The sequence below is a fragment of the Synechococcus sp. A15-60 genome (assembly GCF_014280095.1).
In the GTDB taxonomy this organism is placed as follows: domain Bacteria; phylum Cyanobacteriota; class Cyanobacteriia; order PCC-6307; family Cyanobiaceae; genus Synechococcus_C.
Map to the genome: position 1 here is coordinate 1870022 of NZ_CP047933.1, position 17604 is coordinate 1887625.

Annotated in this window: 18 protein-coding genes; 10 read left to right on the plus strand and 8 right to left on the minus strand. The window is 60.2% G+C overall.

Features of this window, described 5'->3' with window-relative positions; all coding sequences use genetic code 11:
- Positions 1–21 precede the first annotated feature (21 nt).
- Positions 22–3027 carry a DNA polymerase I gene (polA, locus tag SynA1560_RS10265; protein WP_186500438.1) on the plus strand — a complete coding sequence of 1002 codons (3006 nt, stop codon included), beginning with the start codon at positions 22–24 and terminating at the stop codon, positions 3025–3027.
- A gap of 163 nt (positions 3028–3190) precedes the next feature.
- Positions 3191–4687 carry a cysteine--tRNA ligase gene (cysS, locus tag SynA1560_RS10270; protein ID WP_186500439.1) on the plus strand — a complete coding sequence of 499 codons (1497 nt, stop codon included), beginning with the start codon at positions 3191–3193 and terminating at the stop codon, positions 4685–4687.
- Between the two features lie 3 nt (positions 4688–4690).
- Here the strand turns inward: cysS and SynA1560_RS10275 are convergent, their stop codons facing one another.
- A complete protein-coding gene (locus SynA1560_RS10275) occupies positions 4691–4930 on the minus strand; it encodes a hypothetical protein (RefSeq protein WP_186501653.1) in 240 nt (79 codons plus the stop codon).
- 81 nt (positions 4931–5011) lie between these two features.
- Here SynA1560_RS10275 and SynA1560_RS10280 point away from each other — a divergent pair, with 81 nt between their 5' ends.
- Positions 5012–5425: a DUF2721 domain-containing protein gene (locus SynA1560_RS10280; RefSeq protein WP_186500440.1), complete on the plus strand. Its 414-nt coding sequence runs from the start codon at positions 5012–5014 to the stop codon at positions 5423–5425.
- Positions 5426–5457: 32 nt separating this feature from the next.
- Here the strand turns inward: SynA1560_RS10280 and SynA1560_RS10285 are convergent, their stop codons facing one another.
- Positions 5458–6807 (minus strand): sodium-dependent transporter, encoded by a 1350-nt coding sequence (locus SynA1560_RS10285; protein WP_186500441.1) that lies wholly within the window; start codon positions 6805–6807, stop codon positions 5458–5460.
- Positions 6808–6887: 80 nt separating this feature from the next.
- On the opposite strand from SynA1560_RS10285, the gene SynA1560_RS10290 reads away from it, so the two are divergent.
- Both SynA1560_RS10290 and SynA1560_RS10295 read left to right on the plus strand, forming a co-directional pair.
- Positions 6888–8138 (plus strand): 1-deoxy-D-xylulose-5-phosphate reductoisomerase, encoded by a 1251-nt coding sequence (locus SynA1560_RS10290; protein ID WP_186501654.1) that lies wholly within the window; start codon positions 6888–6890, stop codon positions 8136–8138.
- Positions 8135–8503 carry a ferredoxin gene (locus SynA1560_RS10295; protein WP_255476925.1) on the plus strand — a complete coding sequence of 123 codons (369 nt, stop codon included), beginning with the start codon at positions 8135–8137 and terminating at the stop codon, positions 8501–8503. Before SynA1560_RS10290 ends, SynA1560_RS10295 begins: the two co-directional genes overlap by 4 nt.
- Here the strand turns inward: SynA1560_RS10295 and SynA1560_RS10300 are convergent.
- Genes SynA1560_RS10300 through SynA1560_RS10315 form a run of 4 tightly spaced genes read right to left on the minus strand, consistent with a single transcriptional unit; the run spans position 8481 to position 12505 of the window.
- Positions 8481–9626, minus strand: a complete 1146-nt coding sequence (locus tag SynA1560_RS10300; RefSeq protein ID WP_186500442.1) for an alpha/beta hydrolase — start codon at positions 9624–9626, stop codon at positions 8481–8483. The genes SynA1560_RS10295 and SynA1560_RS10300 overlap by 23 nt on opposite strands.
- A gap of 37 nt (positions 9627–9663) precedes the next feature.
- Positions 9664–11082 (minus strand): NAD(P)(+) transhydrogenase (Re/Si-specific) subunit beta, encoded by a 1419-nt coding sequence (locus tag SynA1560_RS10305; protein WP_186500443.1) that lies wholly within the window; start codon positions 11080–11082, stop codon positions 9664–9666.
- Positions 11082–11387, minus strand: a complete 306-nt coding sequence (locus SynA1560_RS10310; RefSeq protein WP_186469189.1) for an NAD(P) transhydrogenase subunit alpha — start codon at positions 11385–11387, stop codon at positions 11082–11084. Before SynA1560_RS10310 ends, SynA1560_RS10305 begins: the two co-directional genes overlap by 1 nt.
- Entirely contained in the window at positions 11387–12505 is a 1119-nt protein-coding gene (locus SynA1560_RS10315; protein WP_255476926.1) for a Re/Si-specific NAD(P)(+) transhydrogenase subunit alpha, read from the minus strand. The genes SynA1560_RS10310 and SynA1560_RS10315 overlap by 1 nt, the downstream gene beginning before the upstream one ends.
- A 144-nt stretch (positions 12506–12649) precedes the next feature.
- On the opposite strand from SynA1560_RS10315, the gene SynA1560_RS10320 reads away from it, so the two are divergent.
- Positions 12650–13228, plus strand: a complete 579-nt coding sequence (locus tag SynA1560_RS10320) for an EF-1 guanine nucleotide exchange domain-containing protein (protein ID WP_186469191.1) — start codon at positions 12650–12652, stop codon at positions 13226–13228.
- 304 nt (positions 13229–13532) lie between these two features.
- Here SynA1560_RS10320 and SynA1560_RS13990 read toward each other — a convergent pair whose 3' ends face one another.
- Positions 13533–13691, minus strand: a complete 159-nt coding sequence (locus tag SynA1560_RS13990) for a hypothetical protein (RefSeq protein WP_370523156.1) — start codon at positions 13689–13691, stop codon at positions 13533–13535.
- On the opposite strand from SynA1560_RS13990, the gene SynA1560_RS10325 reads away from it, so the two are divergent.
- The 3 genes from SynA1560_RS10325 (at position 13635) to trxB (ending at position 16844) form a co-directional block, all read left to right on the plus strand.
- Entirely contained in the window at positions 13635–14993 is a 1359-nt protein-coding gene (locus tag SynA1560_RS10325; RefSeq protein ID WP_370523240.1) for a DEAD/DEAH box helicase, read from the plus strand. The two genes, SynA1560_RS13990 and SynA1560_RS10325, sit on opposite strands and share 57 nt — an antisense overlap.
- A gap of 96 nt (positions 14994–15089) precedes the next feature.
- Entirely contained in the window at positions 15090–15329 is a 240-nt protein-coding gene (locus tag SynA1560_RS10330) for a hypothetical protein (RefSeq protein WP_186500445.1), read from the plus strand.
- 153 nt (positions 15330–15482) lie between these two features.
- Positions 15483–16844 (plus strand): thioredoxin-disulfide reductase, encoded by a 1362-nt coding sequence (trxB, locus tag SynA1560_RS10335; protein WP_186500446.1) that lies wholly within the window; start codon positions 15483–15485, stop codon positions 16842–16844.
- A gap of 3 nt (positions 16845–16847) precedes the next feature.
- Here the strand turns inward: trxB and infA are convergent, their stop codons facing one another.
- Positions 16848–17117: a translation initiation factor IF-1 gene (infA, locus tag SynA1560_RS10340; protein WP_006041809.1), complete on the minus strand. Its 270-nt coding sequence runs from the start codon at positions 17115–17117 to the stop codon at positions 16848–16850.
- A gap of 266 nt (positions 17118–17383) precedes the next feature.
- Between infA and SynA1560_RS10345 the strand changes: the two genes are divergently transcribed.
- A complete protein-coding gene (locus SynA1560_RS10345; RefSeq protein WP_255477147.1) occupies positions 17384–17596 on the plus strand; it encodes a Nif11-like leader peptide family natural product precursor in 213 nt (70 codons plus the stop codon).
- The last annotated feature ends 8 nt before the right edge of the window (positions 17597–17604 follow it).

Sequence of the window (17604 nt, forward strand, 5' to 3'; positions counted from 1 at the left end):
ACACCGGACCTGCCCGAATCCATGCCCGACACCAAGGAGAAACCGCTGCTGCTGCTGGTGGATGGCCATTCCCTGGCCTTCCGCAGCTTCTATGCATTCAGCAAAGGAGGCGATGGTGGACTGGCCACCAAGGATGGGCGGCCCACCAGCGTGACCTATGGGTTTCTCAAGTCACTGCTCGACAACTGCAAGGGCTTGAAGCCTGAAGGTGTCGCGATCGCCTTCGACACCGCGGAACCCACCTTCCGGCATGAAGCCGATCCCAACTACAAGGCCCATCGCGATGTGGCGCCAGAGGTGTTTTTTCAGGATCTGGATCAATTGCAGGGAATCCTGCGCCAGTTCCTGCAGCTGCCGCTCTGCCTGGCTCCAGGATTTGAAGCCGACGACGTACTGGGCACCCTGGCCAACCGCGCTGCCGAGTCCGGCTGGCGCGTGCGCATCCTCAGCGGCGATCGTGACCTGTTCCAGCTGGTGGATGACCAGCGCGACATCGCGGTGATGTACATGGGAGGCGGCCCCTATGCACGCAGCAGCGGTCCGACCCTGATTGATGAAGCGGGCGTGGAGAGCAAGCTGGGCGTGATGCCCAACAAGGTGGTGGATCTCAAAGCCCTCACCGGTGACAGCTCCGACAACATCCCGGGTGTGAAGGGGGTTGGCCCGAAGACAGCGATCAACCTGCTCAAGGAAAACTTCGACCTCGATGGCGTCTACAAGGTGCTGGCAGAAGTTGAAGCCGAGGGACCGAAAGCCAGTCGGGGGGCGGTGAAGGGAGCGCTCAAAGGCAAGCTCAGCGCCGACCGAGACAACGCCTACCTCTCGCGCAAGCTGGCCGAGATCCTGGTGGACATCCCGCTACCGGAAGAGCCTGTGCTCGAGCTGGGCCCCGTGGACGCGGACGGACTGCAGCAGCAGCTGGAAGATCTGGAACTAAACAGCCTGGTGCGCCAGGTGCCCGGATTCGTCGCCACCTTCTCCACCGGCGGGCTCAATGCCAATGGGCATCTGCTCGAATCAGCCACACCCAAACCCAAGAGCACCAGCAGCGAGGCCCCTGCCGATGAGAGCGCATCGGCCTCCATTCACGACACGCACGAGACCGCCGCGGCACACCCTGAACTGCAACCTCAGGTGATCAGCACTGCAGCGGACCTCGAGGCGCTCGTGCAGCGGCTGATGGGCTGCACGGATGCCATGGCCCCTGTGGCCTTGGACACGGAAACCACCGACCTCAACCCTTTCAAAGCCCAACTGGTGGGGATCGGCATGTGCTGGGGACCCGAGCCGACGGCTCTGGCCTACATCCCGATCGGACATCGCTCCGCGACAGAGCCCACCCTCGACAGCTCAGATGCCCCAGTGCAGTTGCCACTGGAGACCGTGCTAGCTCAGCTGGCTCCTTGGCTGGCCAGCCCTGACCATCCCAAGGCCCTTCAGAACGCCAAATACGACCGTTTGATCCTCCTTCGCCACGGCATGCCCTTGGGAGGGGTAGTCATGGACACCCTGCTGGCTGATTACCTGCGTGACGCCGCAGCCAAGCATGGCCTGGACGTGATGGCACAACGGAACTACGGCATCACTCCCACGCTGTTCAGCGATCTCGTCGGCAAGCCCAAAGACGGCAAAGCCAGTTGCTTTGCTGAGGTGTCCCTCGATCAAGCCGCGTTGTACTGCGGAATGGACGTTCATCTCACCCGCCGCCTCGCCATTGATCTGAGGGCGCAGCTGCAGGCCTGCGGCGACCAGCTGCCTCGCCTGCTGGATCAGGTGGAACTGCCTCTTGAGCCGGTGCTGGCGGTGATGGAAGCCACTGGTATCCGCATCGATCTCCCCTATTTGGGAGAACTCTCGAAGGAGATGGGAGACACGCTGGAGCGGCTGGACAAGGACGCCAAGGACGCGGCAGGCGTTGACTTCAACCTGGCCTCACCCAAACAGCTGGGAGAACTGCTGTTCAACACCCTGGGCCTCGATCGCAAAAAATCCCGGCGTACTAAAACTGGCTACAGCACCGATGCCACGGTGCTGGAGAGATTGGAAAGCGATCACCCGGTGGTGCCGCTGGTGCTCGAACACCGCGTGCTCAGCAAGCTCAAGAGCACCTACGTGGATGCTCTGCCCCAGCTTGTGGAAGCCGAGACCGGCCGTGTGCACACGGATTTCAACCAGGCCGTGACTGCTACCGGTCGCCTCAGCAGCAGCAACCCCAACCTGCAGAACATCCCCGTTCGCACGGACTACAGCCGACGCATCCGCAAGGCCTTCCTGCCGCAGGAGAACTGGACGCTGCTCAGCGCTGACTACTCGCAGATCGAGCTGCGCATCCTCACCCATCTCTCCGGGGAGGAAGTGCTCCAGCAGGCCTACCGAGACGGAGACGACGTGCATGCGCTGACCGCGCGTCTGCTGCTCGATAAAGACACGGTGAGCGCCGACGAGCGACGACTGGGCAAGACGATCAACTTCGGTGTGATCTACGGCATGGGCGCCCAGCGGTTTGCCCGTGAGACCGGCGTCAGTCAGTTGGAAGCGAAGGAGTTCCTCAGCCGCTACAGGGAGCGCTACCCCAAGGTGTTTGCCTTCCTAGAACTGCAGGAGCGCCTGGCCTTGAGCCGTGGCTACGTGGAGACCATCCTGGGACGGCGACGGCCTTTCCACTTCGACCGCAACGGTCTGGGCCGTTTGCTGGGGAAAGACCCCATGGAGATCGAACTAGATGTGGCCAGGCGCGGCGGCATGGAGGCACAGCAGCTGCGCGCGGCCGCCAATGCCCCCATCCAGGGCTCCAGTGCCGACATCATCAAGCTGGCGATGATCCAGCTGCAGGCGGCGATCGAGCAACAGGGGCTACCTGCCCGTCTGTTGCTGCAGGTGCACGATGAGCTGGTGCTGGAGGTGGATCCTCAAGTGCTCGACACCACACGGGAGCTGGTGGTGTCCACCATGGAAAAGGCCGTTGAACTCAGCGTTCCGCTCGTGGCCGAAACCGGTGTCGGCGCGAACTGGATGGAAGCGAAATAAAGGTGTTGGGCTGATCTGTCGCACCCATGCGACATGCGATCCAGCCCCAAGCTCCTTGCCCCTCGCCAACAACCATGGGTAACGACCTTTCAGGCTGTGAGCGATTCATACGACAAGTTTGGAGGGACGGGCCGTAGTCTCCATTCAGTGTCTGACCAGGCCTGTGTCGCTGCGCCTCACCAACAGTCTGAGCAACCGGACGGAAGCGTTCAATCCACTGGAAGAAGGCAAGGCAACCATCTATTGCTGCGGTGTCACCGTTTATGACCTTTGCCACCTTGGGCATGCTCGCAGCTATATCAACTGGGATGTTCTTCGCCGCTATCTCATTTGGCGCGATTATGACGTCACATTTGTTCAGAACTACACGGACATTGACGACAAAATACTGAACAAAGCATCAGCAGAAGGAACCTCGATGGAAGAGGTCAGCGAGAAAAATATTGAGGCCTTTGAAATCGACATGGCCAGATTAAATATTCTCCCAGCCGATAAAATGCCACGAGCCACACGTTGCATCCCAGAGATTCATACATTGATCAAAGAACTTGAAGACAAAGGAGCTGCTTACGGATCCGATGGCGACGTCTACTTTGACGTCTCCAAAGCAAAAAACTATGGCCAGCTCAGTGGCCGAGACCCCAATGAGCAACAGCAGGGCGCTAGCGGTCGCACCAGCGGAAACGAAGAAGAGCGAAAACGCCATCCATTTGATTTTGCGCTATGGAAAAGCGCCAAAGATGGCGAACCCAGCTGGGAGTCACCATGGGGCCCTGGACGCCCCGGATGGCACATCGAATGCTCAGCGATGGTTCGCCAACAATTCGGCAAAACCATCGATATCCACCTCGGTGGCGGTGACTTGGTGTTCCCACACCATGAGAATGAAATTGCCCAATCAGAAACGGCCAATGATGCTCCTTTAGCACGTCTTTGGATGCACAACGGCATGGTCAACGTGGGCGGCACAAAGATGTCGAAATCGCTTGGCAACTTCACAACCATCCGTGCGCTTCTCGACAGCGGTGTGTCATCTATGACCCTGCGGTTGTTCGTGCTTCAGGCTCATTACCGCAAGCCCCTTGACTTCACAGCGGATGCCCTTGATGCCGCCAACACTGGCTGGAAAGGCCTCAACGCCGCACTTGGCCTTGGTGAGCTGTTCACACGACCCCTTGGATGGCCCCAATCGGAACCGTTGGCTTCAGGTGCCGTGAAATCTGAAGTTTCAGTCGATAGTGAAGTCTTGCTCAGCGCCAAGAACCGTTTCGTCGAAGCCATGGACCAGGACCTCAACACATCAGGTGCCCTGGCAGTGCTGTTCGATCTGGCCAAGCCTCTGAAAGCCCTCGCTAATCGTCTGGATCGTGGCGATCAGGTCGATCACACCAAGGACGATTTGGATGAACTCCTAAAGCGTTGGCGTTTATTGAGAGAACTTTCTGGAGTGTTAGGCCTCCAATTGGAAACCGCCGCTGCCGATACAGCGACCAACCAGATCGATGATGGTGGCGAAATCGAGGCTGCCATTGCTGCACGCAAGCAGGCCAAGCAGAACAAAGACTTTGCGACTGCAGACCGAATTCGTGATGACCTCACCGCCAAGGGCATCGAACTGATCGACAAGCCCGGCGGGATCACCGAGTGGCGACGCAGCTGAGCTCTAGCGCTGCTTTCCAGCCATCATCGCCTCGATCTTGCGAATGCGGACCAGGGTCGTGGTCCACACCTCGAGTCGGAAACGCTGATCACCCAGCGCGGGGTCTGCGGGATCGGCAGCGTCAATCCAAGCCTGGAGTTCAGCCAGCTTGGCGTCCGGATCCTCCCGGGCTTCAAAGGCATCCCAGAGCTCGCGCTCCAACTTGGCCCGCTCGATAAAATTCCAGCGCTTGAGCCAGAGCATCCTGTTGGTGTGCATCAGGGCCCTGTCTACCGGATTCTGCCGACACAAGGTCTAAGGTCCGCAGCGTTGGTGCTTCAGCGCATGCAACCGGAGAGTCTGTCCAAAGCCATCCAACTGGCCGTCGCGCCAGTGTTCCTGCTGGCGGGCATCGGCGCGCTCTTGAATGTGACCTCTGGTCGTCTCGTGCGGGTCGTTGAGAATGCATGCCGAGCCAAGGAGGAGCTCGAGTCTGGACAGACGGTGGATGACAGGGAACGCTCCAGCTACCGGAAACGAGCCCAACTGATCATTCGAGCGATTGAATTGCTCACGGCGGCCCCCCTGTTGATCTCCGGCGTGGTGGCCGTGATGTTCCTGAGCGTGATCAGCCGCCTAAACCTCACGCTTGTGGTGGTGCCCATGTTCATCGCGGCCATGATCTTGTTGATGGTGGCGTCGATCTGCTTCCTGCGTGAGGTGCGTCTTGCATCGGTGCACCTACGGCGCGTGCTCTGAATGCCGTTTGGGGATCAAGCCTGCCCCGTCCACTACCGGGGAACATACGTCCACTTGCCGATGAGATCCACAACACTGATCAACAAGCCTGCGGCGATCACCAGAGGCGACACCCAGCGCAGGAAAAACAGAATGATCCCAGCCCTCGCGGGAGGTGTGATCCCACTGTTCTTGAGATCCTCCAGGAAGCTTCGCGATGCAAACCAACCCATCAGCACCGCGATCAGCAAACCACCAGCAATCAACAGGACGCCCCCGAAGAGGTCATCCATCGTGCCGAGCACGTTGAGATCGGTGGCCGCCGGCAAACCGACGACAAAGATCACAGCCGCACTGACCCAGGCGGCGTTGCGACGACTCCAGTTGCAGCGGTCCATCAGGGCCGCCACGGGCACTTCAAGCAACGACACCGACGAGGTGATCGCAGCCAAATAGGCGAGGGAAAAGAACGTCACCGCCACAATCCTCCCGGTCAGACCGATGGACCCAAGCCCCGTGGGCAGAGATAGAAAGATGGTGCCGATCGTGGATCCACTGACGGCATCGCCCAGGCCGAAGCTGATCACCACCGGAAAGGTGAGCAGGCCAGCCAGCAGACCCACAGCAGTATCCAGTCCGACGACGGCGACCGCTTCCGAGGGAATCGGTGCTTTGCGATTCAGATAGGCCGAATAGGCCAGGATTGCGCCAATCCCTGTCCCCACCGAAAAGAACGCCTGTGTGAAGGCATTGCGGATGGTGGTGATGTTGAACAACTCCTGGCTGTCCCAACGCAACAGAAACGTGCGGTAACCCTCCGCCGCGCCGGGGAGAGAACTAGCCCAGACCGCCAGGACCACAAGCAGCAGAAACAACATCGGCAGAGCCATACGTGAGAGGCGCTCAATTCCTGCCTGCACACCGGCCGCCACCACCACCGCAGTGAGCAGCATGCTGACGGCCTGTCCGGCGATCGCACTCTGGCCGCCACTGATGCCCGCGAAGAACAGCTCCGCCTCCCCCATGCTGCTGGGAAGTCCCACCTGCAGCGCGTGAAGCAGGGTCTGACCCGTCCAGCCCATCAGCACGCCGTAGAAGGCCAAGATTCCGCAAGACACCACCACAAACAGCCAGCCCATGGGCTGCCAAGCGCGCCCAGCCGCTTGCACGGGCGCCAACAACGGACTGCGGCCCGTGCTGCGACCCAACACCATCTCGGCTACCAGCACTGGCAGACAAATGGTCATCACAATCAGCACGTAAAGCAGAACGAACGTGCCGCCCCCACCCTGTGACGCGCGGTAGGCAAATCCCCAAAGGTTGCCCAGGCCCACGGCACTGCCCGATGCAGCCAGCACAAAGCCCAAACCCGACTGCCAGGACTCCTTCTGCGCTGTGGCCATGTACCTAGAGACCGTGTTGGGGAAAGTTTGCCAGCAGCCGGAATTGAAATGGGAGGATGGCGGCACTTGCCGGATTCCGTGTGAAAGCCATCAGCGTGCTGGGCTCCACCGGCTCAATCGGCACCCAGACCCTCGAGATCGTTCAAGATTTTCCGGATCAGTTCCGGGTGGTAGCCCTTACGGCAGGCAGAAACCTGGCGCTGCTGGTGGAGCAAATCCAGCAGCACAATCCCGAAGTGGTGGCCTTGGCCGATGAGGCGCTCCTCCCTGAGCTCAAAGAGCGACTGAAGGCACTGCCAGCCGACCAGCAACCGCAACGACAGCCCCATCTGGTGGGTGGCCCTGACGGATTGAACACGGCTGCGGCCTGGGACACAGCAGATCTTGTGGTCACCGGCATCGTGGGCTGTGCAGGCCTTCTGCCCACACTGGCGGCCATCCGGGCTGGCAAAGATCTTGCACTGGCCAACAAAGAGACGCTGATTGCCGCGGGGCCCGTGGTGCTGCCGGAACTGAAAAAAAGCGGCAGTCGTCTGCTGCCTGCTGACTCCGAGCATTCCGCCATTTTTCAATGCCTTCAAGGCACGCCATGGGCCGAAAATGCCCGACTCTCCACGGGTGTGCCCACGCCCGGACTGCGCCGCATTCAGCTCACTGCATCAGGAGGAGCCTTTCGCGACTGGAAGGCCGCTGATCTCGAGAAGGCGACTGTCGCTGATGCAACCTCCCATCCCAATTGGAGCATGGGGCGAAAAATCACCGTCGATTCCGCTTCGTTGATGAACAAGGGTCTCGAGGTGATCGAGGCGCACTACCTCTTCGGGCTGGATTTTGACCGCATCGAAATCGTGATCCACCCCCAAAGCATCATCCACTCGATGATTGAACTGGCTGATTCTTCCGTGCTGGCCCAACTGGGCTGGCCCGACATGAAGTTGCCGATTCTCTACTGCATGAGCTGGCCCTCACGCCTGGAAACCCCCTGGAAGCGTTTGGATCTTGCCCAAGTTGGGCAGCTCACATTCCGCGCACCGGATCCCGCCAAATACCCCTGCATGAAGCTGGCCTACGCAGCGGGACGTGCCGGCGGAACCATGCCCGCGGTGCTGAATGCCGCCAATGAAGAAGCAGTAGCCCAGTTCCTCAACGAGAGGATTCACTTCCTCGACATTCCTGACCTGATCGAGGCCGCCTGTGAACGCCACAAGAACGATCGAGTGGATGCACCGCAGCTTGAGGATGTGCTGGCTGTTGACCAGTGGGCTCGGCAAGCCGTGCGCGAACAGGTGAGCCGTGGCACCCAGCGCATGACAACAGCCTTTGCTGCGTGACCACGACCCGCGCCATTCGACCGTTGGTCAGCCACCACCTGTTGCTCTGCGCGACACCCACCAAGGCCAAATGCTGTGACCCCAACGTGGGCGCGCAGAGCTGGGAAGCCCTGAAGCAAGGAGTGCGTGAGCTGAATTTGGAATCACCAGAGCGCCCACAGGGCATCGTGCTCCGCACCAAGGCCGACTGCCTGAGGATCTGTGAACAGGGCCCCGTACTCTTGGTCTGGCCCGATGGCATCTGGTACGGCGGTGTCACGCCCGAACGGGTACGCCACATCCTTGAGGAGCATGTGATCCAAGGCCAGCCCTGTGAAGACTGGGTGATCCGGCGTAGCCCCTTCAGCACTCCGGCATCGGACTGAGCTGTCTCAACCAAGACGCGGCGATGCGGTCTGACCAGCAGCCGGTGTTCAGAGCATCGCCAGGCGAATGAAACCCGTTGTGGCCACCCTGACGGGTCAGTAGCACCGACAGCGGCTCCGGCCCGCCCTGCATCAAAGGCTCGAGCACGGCGCTCACTTGTTCTGCAGCGGCAGCAGGCACCCATGGATCGTCGAGGGCCTGAAGCAGGAGTGTGGGGGGAAGCGTTCGTCGATCCTTGAGCAGTTGAGTCAGCGGCGAGGCTCCTTGGTAGTAAGCATCGACGCTAGAAAAGCCCCAACGCGGTGCTGTGATCGCCGCATCAAAGGCACGGATTGACCGGGGCGGTTCACCACTGAGTTGCCGCTGCTCCTGGGCACTGACGCCGAAGGGGTCCGCCAGCGTCTGGCGCACGAGACGCTGCAGAAGCCAACGCTGATACACGCGATTGCGCGGACGTTCGATCGAGGCGCTGCAGGCGGCAAGATCCAAGGGACTGCTAGCGCAGAACAGACCATCCAACAGCGGGGCATGGCTTTGCCAACCATGCGTTGCTCTCTCCTCAACGCTGGCCATGCAGGCGTTTAGCAGCATGGTGCCCCCCAGGGACACCCCGGCACCCAACAGGGGCACTGGCCGTGCTGGGGCAACCAATTCAGCACACAAGTGGCGCGCACGTTGGATCACTGGCAGAAGATCACTGTTGCAACGAGCTGCGTAGGTACCACCGGCAAGATGACGGCCGGGATCTGCGCCGCGCAGATTCAGCCTGAGCACGGCAAAGCCATTGGCCTGAAGGGTGAGGCCAAGACGCCTCAGGCCCTCACGCCGACTGGAGCCGCCAAGACCGTGTAACAGCAGCACCAGCCCTCGGGGCGGTGCACTTGGCAAGTCGGAGCTGGGATGCGGGCGATCCAGAAACGCCAGCAACGCGCCAGCGGCGGCAGCACCACTCGCTAACGCAGGAACAGGGATCGCGATGGGTTCGCCACGGTCAGGTGGAAGCGCTACCGGGCGGAGCGTGTCTCGCAGAGTCTGAAGGTCTCCACCGATCCAAGGAAAACGCTGTTGATAGGGAACAACCCCCAGCTGCCTCAACAGCTGGGGGTTGTCTGGACGATTCACGTGCGAAGCCTTCAAAAGCCGGATGGAATCGCGCTGATCACTTCTTGCTCACACCGAGCTCTTTGAGCTCACCAAGGAGATCACCGAGCACCTTCTTGGCATCACCAAACACCATGGAGGTGTTCCCCAGTTCAAACAAATCGTTCTTGATGCCGGAGTAACCGGCACTCATGCCCCGCTTCACCACAAACACCGTGCGGGCCTGCTGCACGTCGAGCACAGGCATGCCGTAGAGAGGCGAATCGGGATCGTTCTTGGCCTGGGGATTGACCACATCGTTGGCTCCGAGCACGAGCACCACATCGGTGGCCGGGAACTCCGGGTTGATCACGTCCATTTCCTTGAGCTGCTCGTAGGGCACATCAGCTTCTGCAAGCAACACGTTCATGTGACCCGGCATGCGACCTGCCACCGGGTGAATGGCGTAGTCCACCTGAATACCAGCCGCTTCAAGCGAACGAGTCACTTCCCGCAGCGTGTGCTGAGCCTGGGCCACTGCGAGGCCGTAACCAGGCACGATCACGACGCGCTCCGCCGCCTCGAGGGTGAGCGCACACTCCTCAACACTGCAGCTGGTGATATTGGTGTATTCACCACCACCGCCACCGGAGGACGCACTGGCGCCGAGTGCACCGCCGAACAGCACCGAGACCAACGAGCGGTTCATGCCGTTGCACATCACCTGCGTGAGGATCAGTCCCGCTGCACCGACCATGGCGCCCGCCACGATCAGCAGCTGACTGCCCACCACGAAACCGGCCGCAGCAGCGGCCACACCGGAGTAGCTGTTCAAGAGCGAAATCACCACGGGCATGTCAGCGCCGCCGATCGGCAAGGTGACTCCAACACCCAACAGACCCGAGGCCACCACAAGCAGGGTCAGCGCCTGGGTGCCGCTTCCATCGGCAATCAGCTTGATGGCAGCAACAAGAGACGCCACGGCGAGCGCGATGTTCACCGCATGACGGGCCTTGCTCTGCATCCAAGCTGGGGTGGACAACCAGCCCTGGAGCTTGGCCATCGCCACAATCGAGCCCGTGAATGTGATCGCACCCACGAACACAGAGATGGCGATGGACACCACGGCCACCAGCCCGAACGCATCCAATTGCTTGGGGTAAAAGGCAGCAGCGAGAGCCACCAGCAATGACGACATGCCCCCGCAGCCGTTAAACAAGGCCACCGTTTCGGGCATGGAGGTCATCGGCACCCGCTGCGCGGTGATGGCACCACAAACCCCACCAACGGCCGTGCCGATGATGATCCAGATCCAGGCCGCTGCACTGATGCCAGACGTCCCGAAGGAGTTGATCAACAACCCGAGAACAGCCAGGCCCATGGCCACCGCAGCCAATTGGTTGGCGCTGCGAGCCGAGCGAACTTTGGAGAGACCCTTGATCCCGAGAGCCAGCAGCAGAACCGCCACCAACTCAACGGCGTATTTCAGAAAATCCATCAGCGGTTCTCCTTGCGGGCGGGCTTACGGCTGAACATGGCGAGCATGCGATCGGTGACCAGGAAGCCGCCGATCACATTGAAAAGAGCAAATCCCAGTGACACCGAACCCAGAATCAACAGAACAGGGTTGTCACCGGAACGGATGATGGCGGTGAGTGCAGCCAGCACCGTGATGCCTGAGATGGCATTGGCGCCGCTCATCAGAGGTGTATGCAGGGTGGGAGGCACCTTGCCGATCAGTTCGAGGCCCAGGAGGCTGCCGAGCAGCAGCACCCAGAGGAACTCCACAAAGCTTGTATCCATCAGTTGGCTCCTGGGGTGAGAACGTCACTGCGACGGATGGTGCCGTCCTGACTGATCAGGCATCCGGCAATCAGCTCGTCCTCCGTGTCGAGGGTCAGCTGTCCATCGCTGAGGGTGGGCTGAAGCAGAGCCAGCAGATTGCGTGCGTAGAGAGCGCTGGCGTGATTGGGCACGGTGCAGGGCAGGTCATTGGCACCGATCAGCTTCACGCCATTGCGATTAACCGTCTCGGATGGAACCGTGTCGGCGCAGTTGCCGCCCTGGGCCACCGCAAGGTCCACCACGACCGATCCCGGACGCATGCGATCCAGCATGTCTTCACTGATCAGGCGCGGTGCACGGCGACCCGGCACCTGAGCTGTGCAGATGGCCACATCCGCTTCGGCCAGCTGATCCGAAAGCTGCTGACGTTGTGCAGCCAGGAACGCATCAGAGGCCTGCTTGGCGTAACCACCGGACTCAGCGGGCTTGTCCTCCATTTCCGGAGGATCGATGAAGCGGGCACCGAGGGACTCCACCTGCTCTTTCACAGCAGGTCGGATGTCGCTGACATACACAACAGCACCAAGTCGTCGTGCCGTAGCCACGGCCTGCAGACCGGCCACACCGGCGCCGAGCACCACGACCCGAGCAGGTTGCACGGTTCCCGCCGCTGTCATCAACATCGGGAAATAGCGGTCGAGCGCTGCCGAAGCGAGCAGCACCGATTTGTAACCAGCGATGTTGGCCTGGGATGACAACGCATCGGCGGACTGAGCCCGGCTGATGCGAGGTAACAGTTCGAGAGCCATAGCTGAAAGGCCACAGCGCTTCAGGGCTCCGTCTAGCTCGCTGTTGGCGTAAGGCGCCAGCAATCCCACCAGCAGTGCACCTGAGCGCAAACGCCCCAAGGCATCAGCTGTTGGGGATTGAACGCACAACAACGCATCCGCTTGAGACCAGGCAGATGCGTCTGCGACGGGCACCAGCTCGGCACCGCACTCGGAGTACGTTTCATCGAGATAACCGGAAGCCAGACCCGCACCCTGTTCGAGCACGACCCGGCAACCGAGCGCCGTGAATTTCTTGACGGTTTCCGGAGAAGCCGCAACGCGGGTTTCGCCCGCTGCGCTCTCCACCGGGATCAACAGATTGGGCAAGATTGGGATGCCGCCGACCCACGACAGATTACGAGGTCGCCTGAACAAGAGCCTGCATCTTTTCTGAAGATGCTTCTCCACCACTGAAGCTTTGGCTAAGGAGAGGGTCCTGTCTTCAGCAGCATGGGACTTACTGCAATCGAATGTCCGGACGGCGTCTGCCATAGCCACCACGGCGGTCATGCCGTGGAACGTCAAGCCATGGAACAACTGCTGGCCGACCACGGCCGCGAATGGTGCGAAAGATTGGCGGAACGCATCTACGAAATGTCGGTTGACACCTTTTCACAAACGGTGATGCCGAGCCTGCATGCGTCAGGCTGGCAGCGCCGTCATTTGGACTGGGAATTCAAGCTTCAGGAGCTGGATTCCGAACCGGATCGAACGCTGGTCGACGGGATCATCAATGCCACGGAAAGCTTTCTGCGCAGCAGTGAAGTGCATCGACTGTTCATCCAGGAGCTTGTTCAAGGGACTTTTGACGAAGCATCCGACGATCACCTGCGTAGTGAAGCAGTGCGTGAGTTGATCGAGCATGAGATTCTCACCTTGCTGGAGGAGAAGCGCGATGTGCTGACAGAACGTCTCAGCGCTCGGCTTCTGGAGCGGGCCGGAGGACGGATGGATCGCGCTCAGCAGGCCGCTCAAGACGGATTCATGGATGTGGAACGCCTGCTCTGCAATCACACGGAAGCTCTCTGAATTCCGCTCGCTGACGTCCACCCAAATCGTTGTCAAATCGAGGAGACGCTTCAGAAGATCGGCTGAAGCTCCTCCTCGATGGCGATTGCCTGCCCGGGCAGGTCCTGGCGACGCAGCCACCGAACGCGGAGAATCATGGGATCCAGGTCACAGTCAAGAGTCCAGCAACGCTCCAGGCATCGGTGGGACTCAGGTCCGGAGGATGATCGGGTCCGACATCTGGCCATGGCGGCACGGTCGCGAGACCAAGGGGCGATGGTCGGAAGGTAAAGGTGGCGCAGACGTTTGAAATGGTTAGAAAGACCTAACTTTCAGCGTCGCTATCGACACACCGTCTTTTGCCCTTGGCGCCAAGCCCCAAGGTCACTCCATTCGCCCCAGGGAATGGCAGCAGCAGCTGACTCAGCTGCTCCGCAGACGGCTGCAACCCGAGATACATGCAGCCCGGGATGTGCTGATCCATGCGGGTCCTGGAGCAGGCAAAACACTGGGGGCCTTGCTGGCGTTCCAGGCGATGCAACAGGAACAGCGACTCGAGCACATCCTGGTCTTCTGCCACCGCACCTCCATCCTCAGCCAGTGGCAAAGCGCCGCAGCTCGAGTGGGACTGACGCTCGAGCTGTGGTCGGGACCGAATCAGCTGAACAGTGAAGCTGATGGCTGGCTCGTCAGCTATCAGGGAGCCGGTCGACAGCAGCAGGCGTTGTCAGCCGAACTCCAACGATGGAACGCGGAAACACTTCTGGCCATCGCGGATGAAGCCCATCACCTTGGCGTCGACCCTGATGAACCGGATGGGCCCGTCTGGGGTCAAAGCTTTCTGGAACTGAGTAGCCGTGCGCGGTTGCGCCTCGGCTTGACCGGCACCCCCTTTCGCGCCGACAACCTGGCCTTCTGTGCAGCCCGACGGGTGCGCGTCGAGGAACAGGGACAACTGGTGGAACAGATTCATCCGGATCTTTCCGTTGAACCGAGGGAACTGATTGCAGCAGGAGATGTTCGACCCCTGGAGTTCCGCTTTCAGGACGGCTGGGTGGAGCACGGCCAGGAGGGCATCCCAGACCGAGAGGTCTCACCGTTGTCGGCCGAACAGCGTGAAAGCTGGCGAGCTCGCAATCTGCGCCGCGCCATTCGTTTATCCGATCGCAGCAGCATTGCGCTGCAACTGCTGCTGCGGGCCCGCAAACAACTCGAGAAGGTGCGCAACAAGCACCCACGCGCCGGCGGTCTCGTGATTGCACGCGATATCGAGCACGCGCGCGCCATCACCTTGCTGCTGGAGGAAGAGGGCGACCGGGTGGATTTCGTGCACTCGCAGGACCCCGATGCCGCTGCACGCTTAAGCGGCTTTCAGACCGGCCCGGCTGACTGGTTGGTGAGCATCGACATGTGCGCAGAGGGCTTTGATGCCTCTCGCATCAGAGTGGTGGCCTACCTCACCACAGTGGTGACCCGCAGCCGGTTCGTGCAGGGCATCACGCGTGCGGTGCGGATGTGCGGCGAACGGGCAGGCCTGGAATCCATTCCACGCGAACCCTCGTATGTGTTTGCGCCAGCAGATCCACTCCTCATGCAGTACGCGCGCAGCTGGTCGCTCTCTGAGCCTTATTGCATCGCCGTTCCGGCAGTGGGTGACGATCAAGACCGGACCGACAACGGAGGCTCCTGGCGAGGGCCGAGCTTGCCGATGGAGGCGGTTGAGGATGGAGCCGGAGCAGTCATTCGCATGAAAACTCCGGAATTACCCAGATTTTTGCAGCGTTGAAAACATTTGTGCGCCAAAAAAAATGCGACGTTTAGCGAATTCAGGGCTGATGACGACCCATCAGCAATCAACCTGGCCACCATCTGGGAGACCGTCATGGATGCAGCTCTTGAACGTCGCGTCAGCGTTGCCACCTGCTGGGCATCCACCCGGATCGCTGTTCTCGACAGCGCTGAGCGCTACGAGGATAGTTACGCGCTGACCGAAGAATTCCGAGAATGGATCACTTGCCTTGGGGAACATCCAGAGCTGCTTGAGGACTCAGTGATGAGCGTTCAACAGGCTCCTAACAAAAGCAAGCACCAATACTTCGGCACTGCATTTGAGGACAGCTAAGAATCTAAAGACAATATTAAGCGCTGGAAGTCGAAGCTCCACGCTCTTCGTTTACTTTTACTCACCAATAAGGTCTTTGCGGTTTCAAGGCCTTGGCTCCCGGAGCCGACCGTCGCGGCCTTAGAGTTAACTCATAGTCACTCCGCATAAGCCATGGCGGTCGAAAATCTGGTGATTGTGGGGTCTGGACCCGCCGGATACACCGCTGCGATCTACGCCGCACGAGCCAATCTGAGCCCCTTGCTGATTACAGGATTCCAGCGGGGAGGCATTCCTGGTGGACAGCTGATGACGACCACGCACGTGGAAAACTTTCCCGGCTTTCCGGACGGGGTGTTGGGTCCTGATCTGATGGATCTAATGAAAGCTCAGGCCAGTCGCTGGGGCACTCGCTTGCTGGAGGCCGACGCTGATGCCATTGATCTGAGCCAGCGCCCCTACCGCATCCAATGCGATGGCCAGACGATCGAAACCCATGCTCTGATCATCGCCACAGGCGCCAGCGCCAATCGCTTGGGACTTCCCAACGAGGAGCGCTTCTGGAGCCAGGGCATCAGTGCCTGCGCCATCTGCGACGGAGCCACCCCTCAGTTCCGCAACGAGGAACTGGCCGTTGTGGGCGGCGGTGACTCGGCCTGCGAAGAAGCTGTCTATCTCACCAAATACGGCAGCCACGTACACCTCTTGGTGCGCTCGGATCGACTGCGTGCAAGTGCCGCCATGGGTGATCGCGTCCAGGCAAACCCTCAGATCACGGTGCACTGGAACACCCAGGTGCTGGACGCGACCGGAGACGATTGGCTGAAAGGCTTAACGCTGCTTCGCCGCGATAGCGGCCTCGAAGAGCACCTTCCGGTGAGCGGCGTGTTTTACGCCATCGGCCACACGCCCAACACAGACATCCTGGAGGACCAGCTCAAGTGTGATTCCAAGGGTTATCTGATCACCCAGCCAGGTCGGCCTGAAACCTCGATGGAAGGCGTGTTCGCCGCTGGTGATGTGGCTGATGCTGAGTGGCGCCAAGGCATTACGGCTGCCGGGAGTGGCTGTCAGGCCGCCCTTGCAGCCGAACGGTGGCTCAGCCACAACAACCTGGCATCACTGGTGACACGGGAACAAACCGAACCCGCCTCGGCTGAGACACCGCAAGCAACGGTTGAAACCACCGAATCCACCTACGACCCTTCGGCCCTTTGGCAGAAGGGCAGCTACGCCCTGCGGAAGCTGTATCACGACAGCACCAAACCCTTGCTCGTGGTGTACACCTCTCCCAGCTGTGGTCCATGCCATGTGCTCAAGCCACAGCTCAAACGGGTGTTGGATGAACTCTCAGGCGCTGCACAAGGGATTGAAATCGACATCGAAGCCGACCAAGCGATCGCTGAACAGGCCGGTGTGAATGGAACTCCAACCGTGCAACTGTTCTACGACAAGGAACTGAAGCAGCAGTGGCGTGGCGTCAAGCAGCGCAGCGAATTCAAGGATTCGATCCAATCACTGCTGGTCGAGCGCTGAGGCTCAGCGACGGCGTGGACCACCGGGACGGTTGCCACCCGGACGACCACCGGGAGCGCCTGCATTGCGTTCCCGGTAAGTAATCCGACCACGGGTGAGGTCGTATGGGCTGATCTCAACCAACACCTTGTCGCCGGCTAGCAACTTGATGCGGAACTTGGTGAGCTTGCCAGCAGCACGGCAAAGGCATTGGTGACCTGCGGGCTGCTCCAGAGTCACTAGGTAGAACCCATTGCCCTGTTCTTTCTCGATCACACCCGAGGTTTCAATCATGCGCCGGCGTTGACCTGACAAAACACAGCAACATTTTAGAAGGCCATCCGCTCCCGAATCATCCCCATGCGCAAGGTCATCTCCCTAGGGTCACGCAGCGCAACGACACCGCGATGATTCTTCCTCCCCTTTCCATGGATCTGGGGCTTCTGATGATTTCCATCGGTGCTGTCAATCTCTGGCGAGCCCGTCAGAAATCCACCTAATCTTCGAAGAAACGCCTCATCACTGTGTCCGAGTCAGCCCTTGCCGCATTTGCTGCCCTTGTGCAGTCCGACTCCCAGGTTCGCGAACAGGTGCGTCAAGCTGCCACCCCAAAGCACGTGGTGGATCTCGCGAAAGAGCAAGGTCACGAGTTCACTCAGGCAACGATGATGAAAATGCAGGCTGATCGGATGCAGCACCTGCATGACGATCACATCAACGATGCCTCCAGCTGGGGTGAAGCTCTGTTGATTTGCTTCGGTGATCACTCCTGACGCTTCTT

Excerpts from the sequence above, each read along its gene's own strand:
- polA (WP_186500438.1), top strand. The coding sequence starts at position 22 with ATGCCCGACACCAAGGAGAAACCGCTGCTGCTGCTGGTGGATGGCCAT.
- SynA1560_RS10275 (WP_186501653.1), bottom strand. The coding sequence starts at position 4,930 with ATGCTCTGGCTCAAGCGCTGGAATTTTATCGAGCGGGCCAAGTTGGAG.
- SynA1560_RS10280 (WP_186500440.1), top strand. The coding sequence starts at position 5,012 with ATGCAACCGGAGAGTCTGTCCAAAGCCATCCAACTGGCCGTCGCGCCA.
- SynA1560_RS10285 (WP_186500441.1), bottom strand. The coding sequence starts at position 6,807 with ATGGCCACAGCGCAGAAGGAGTCCTGGCAGTCGGGTTTGGGCTTTGTG.
- SynA1560_RS10305 (WP_186500443.1), bottom strand. The coding sequence starts at position 11,082 with ATGGATTTTCTGAAATACGCCGTTGAGTTGGTGGCGGTTCTGCTGCTG.
- SynA1560_RS10310 (WP_186469189.1), bottom strand. The coding sequence starts at position 11,387 with ATGGATACAAGCTTTGTGGAGTTCCTCTGGGTGCTGCTGCTCGGCAGC.
- SynA1560_RS10320 (WP_186469191.1), top strand. The coding sequence starts at position 12,650 with ATGGGACTTACTGCAATCGAATGTCCGGACGGCGTCTGCCATAGCCAC.
- SynA1560_RS13990 (WP_370523156.1), bottom strand. The coding sequence starts at position 13,691 with ATGGATCAGCACATCCCGGGCTGCATGTATCTCGGGTTGCAGCCGTCT.
- SynA1560_RS10330 (WP_186500445.1), top strand. The coding sequence starts at position 15,090 with ATGGATGCAGCTCTTGAACGTCGCGTCAGCGTTGCCACCTGCTGGGCA.
- trxB (WP_186500446.1), top strand. The coding sequence starts at position 15,483 with ATGGCGGTCGAAAATCTGGTGATTGTGGGGTCTGGACCCGCCGGATAC.
- infA (WP_006041809.1), bottom strand. The coding sequence starts at position 17,117 with ATGATTGAAACCTCGGGTGTGATCGAGAAAGAACAGGGCAATGGGTTC.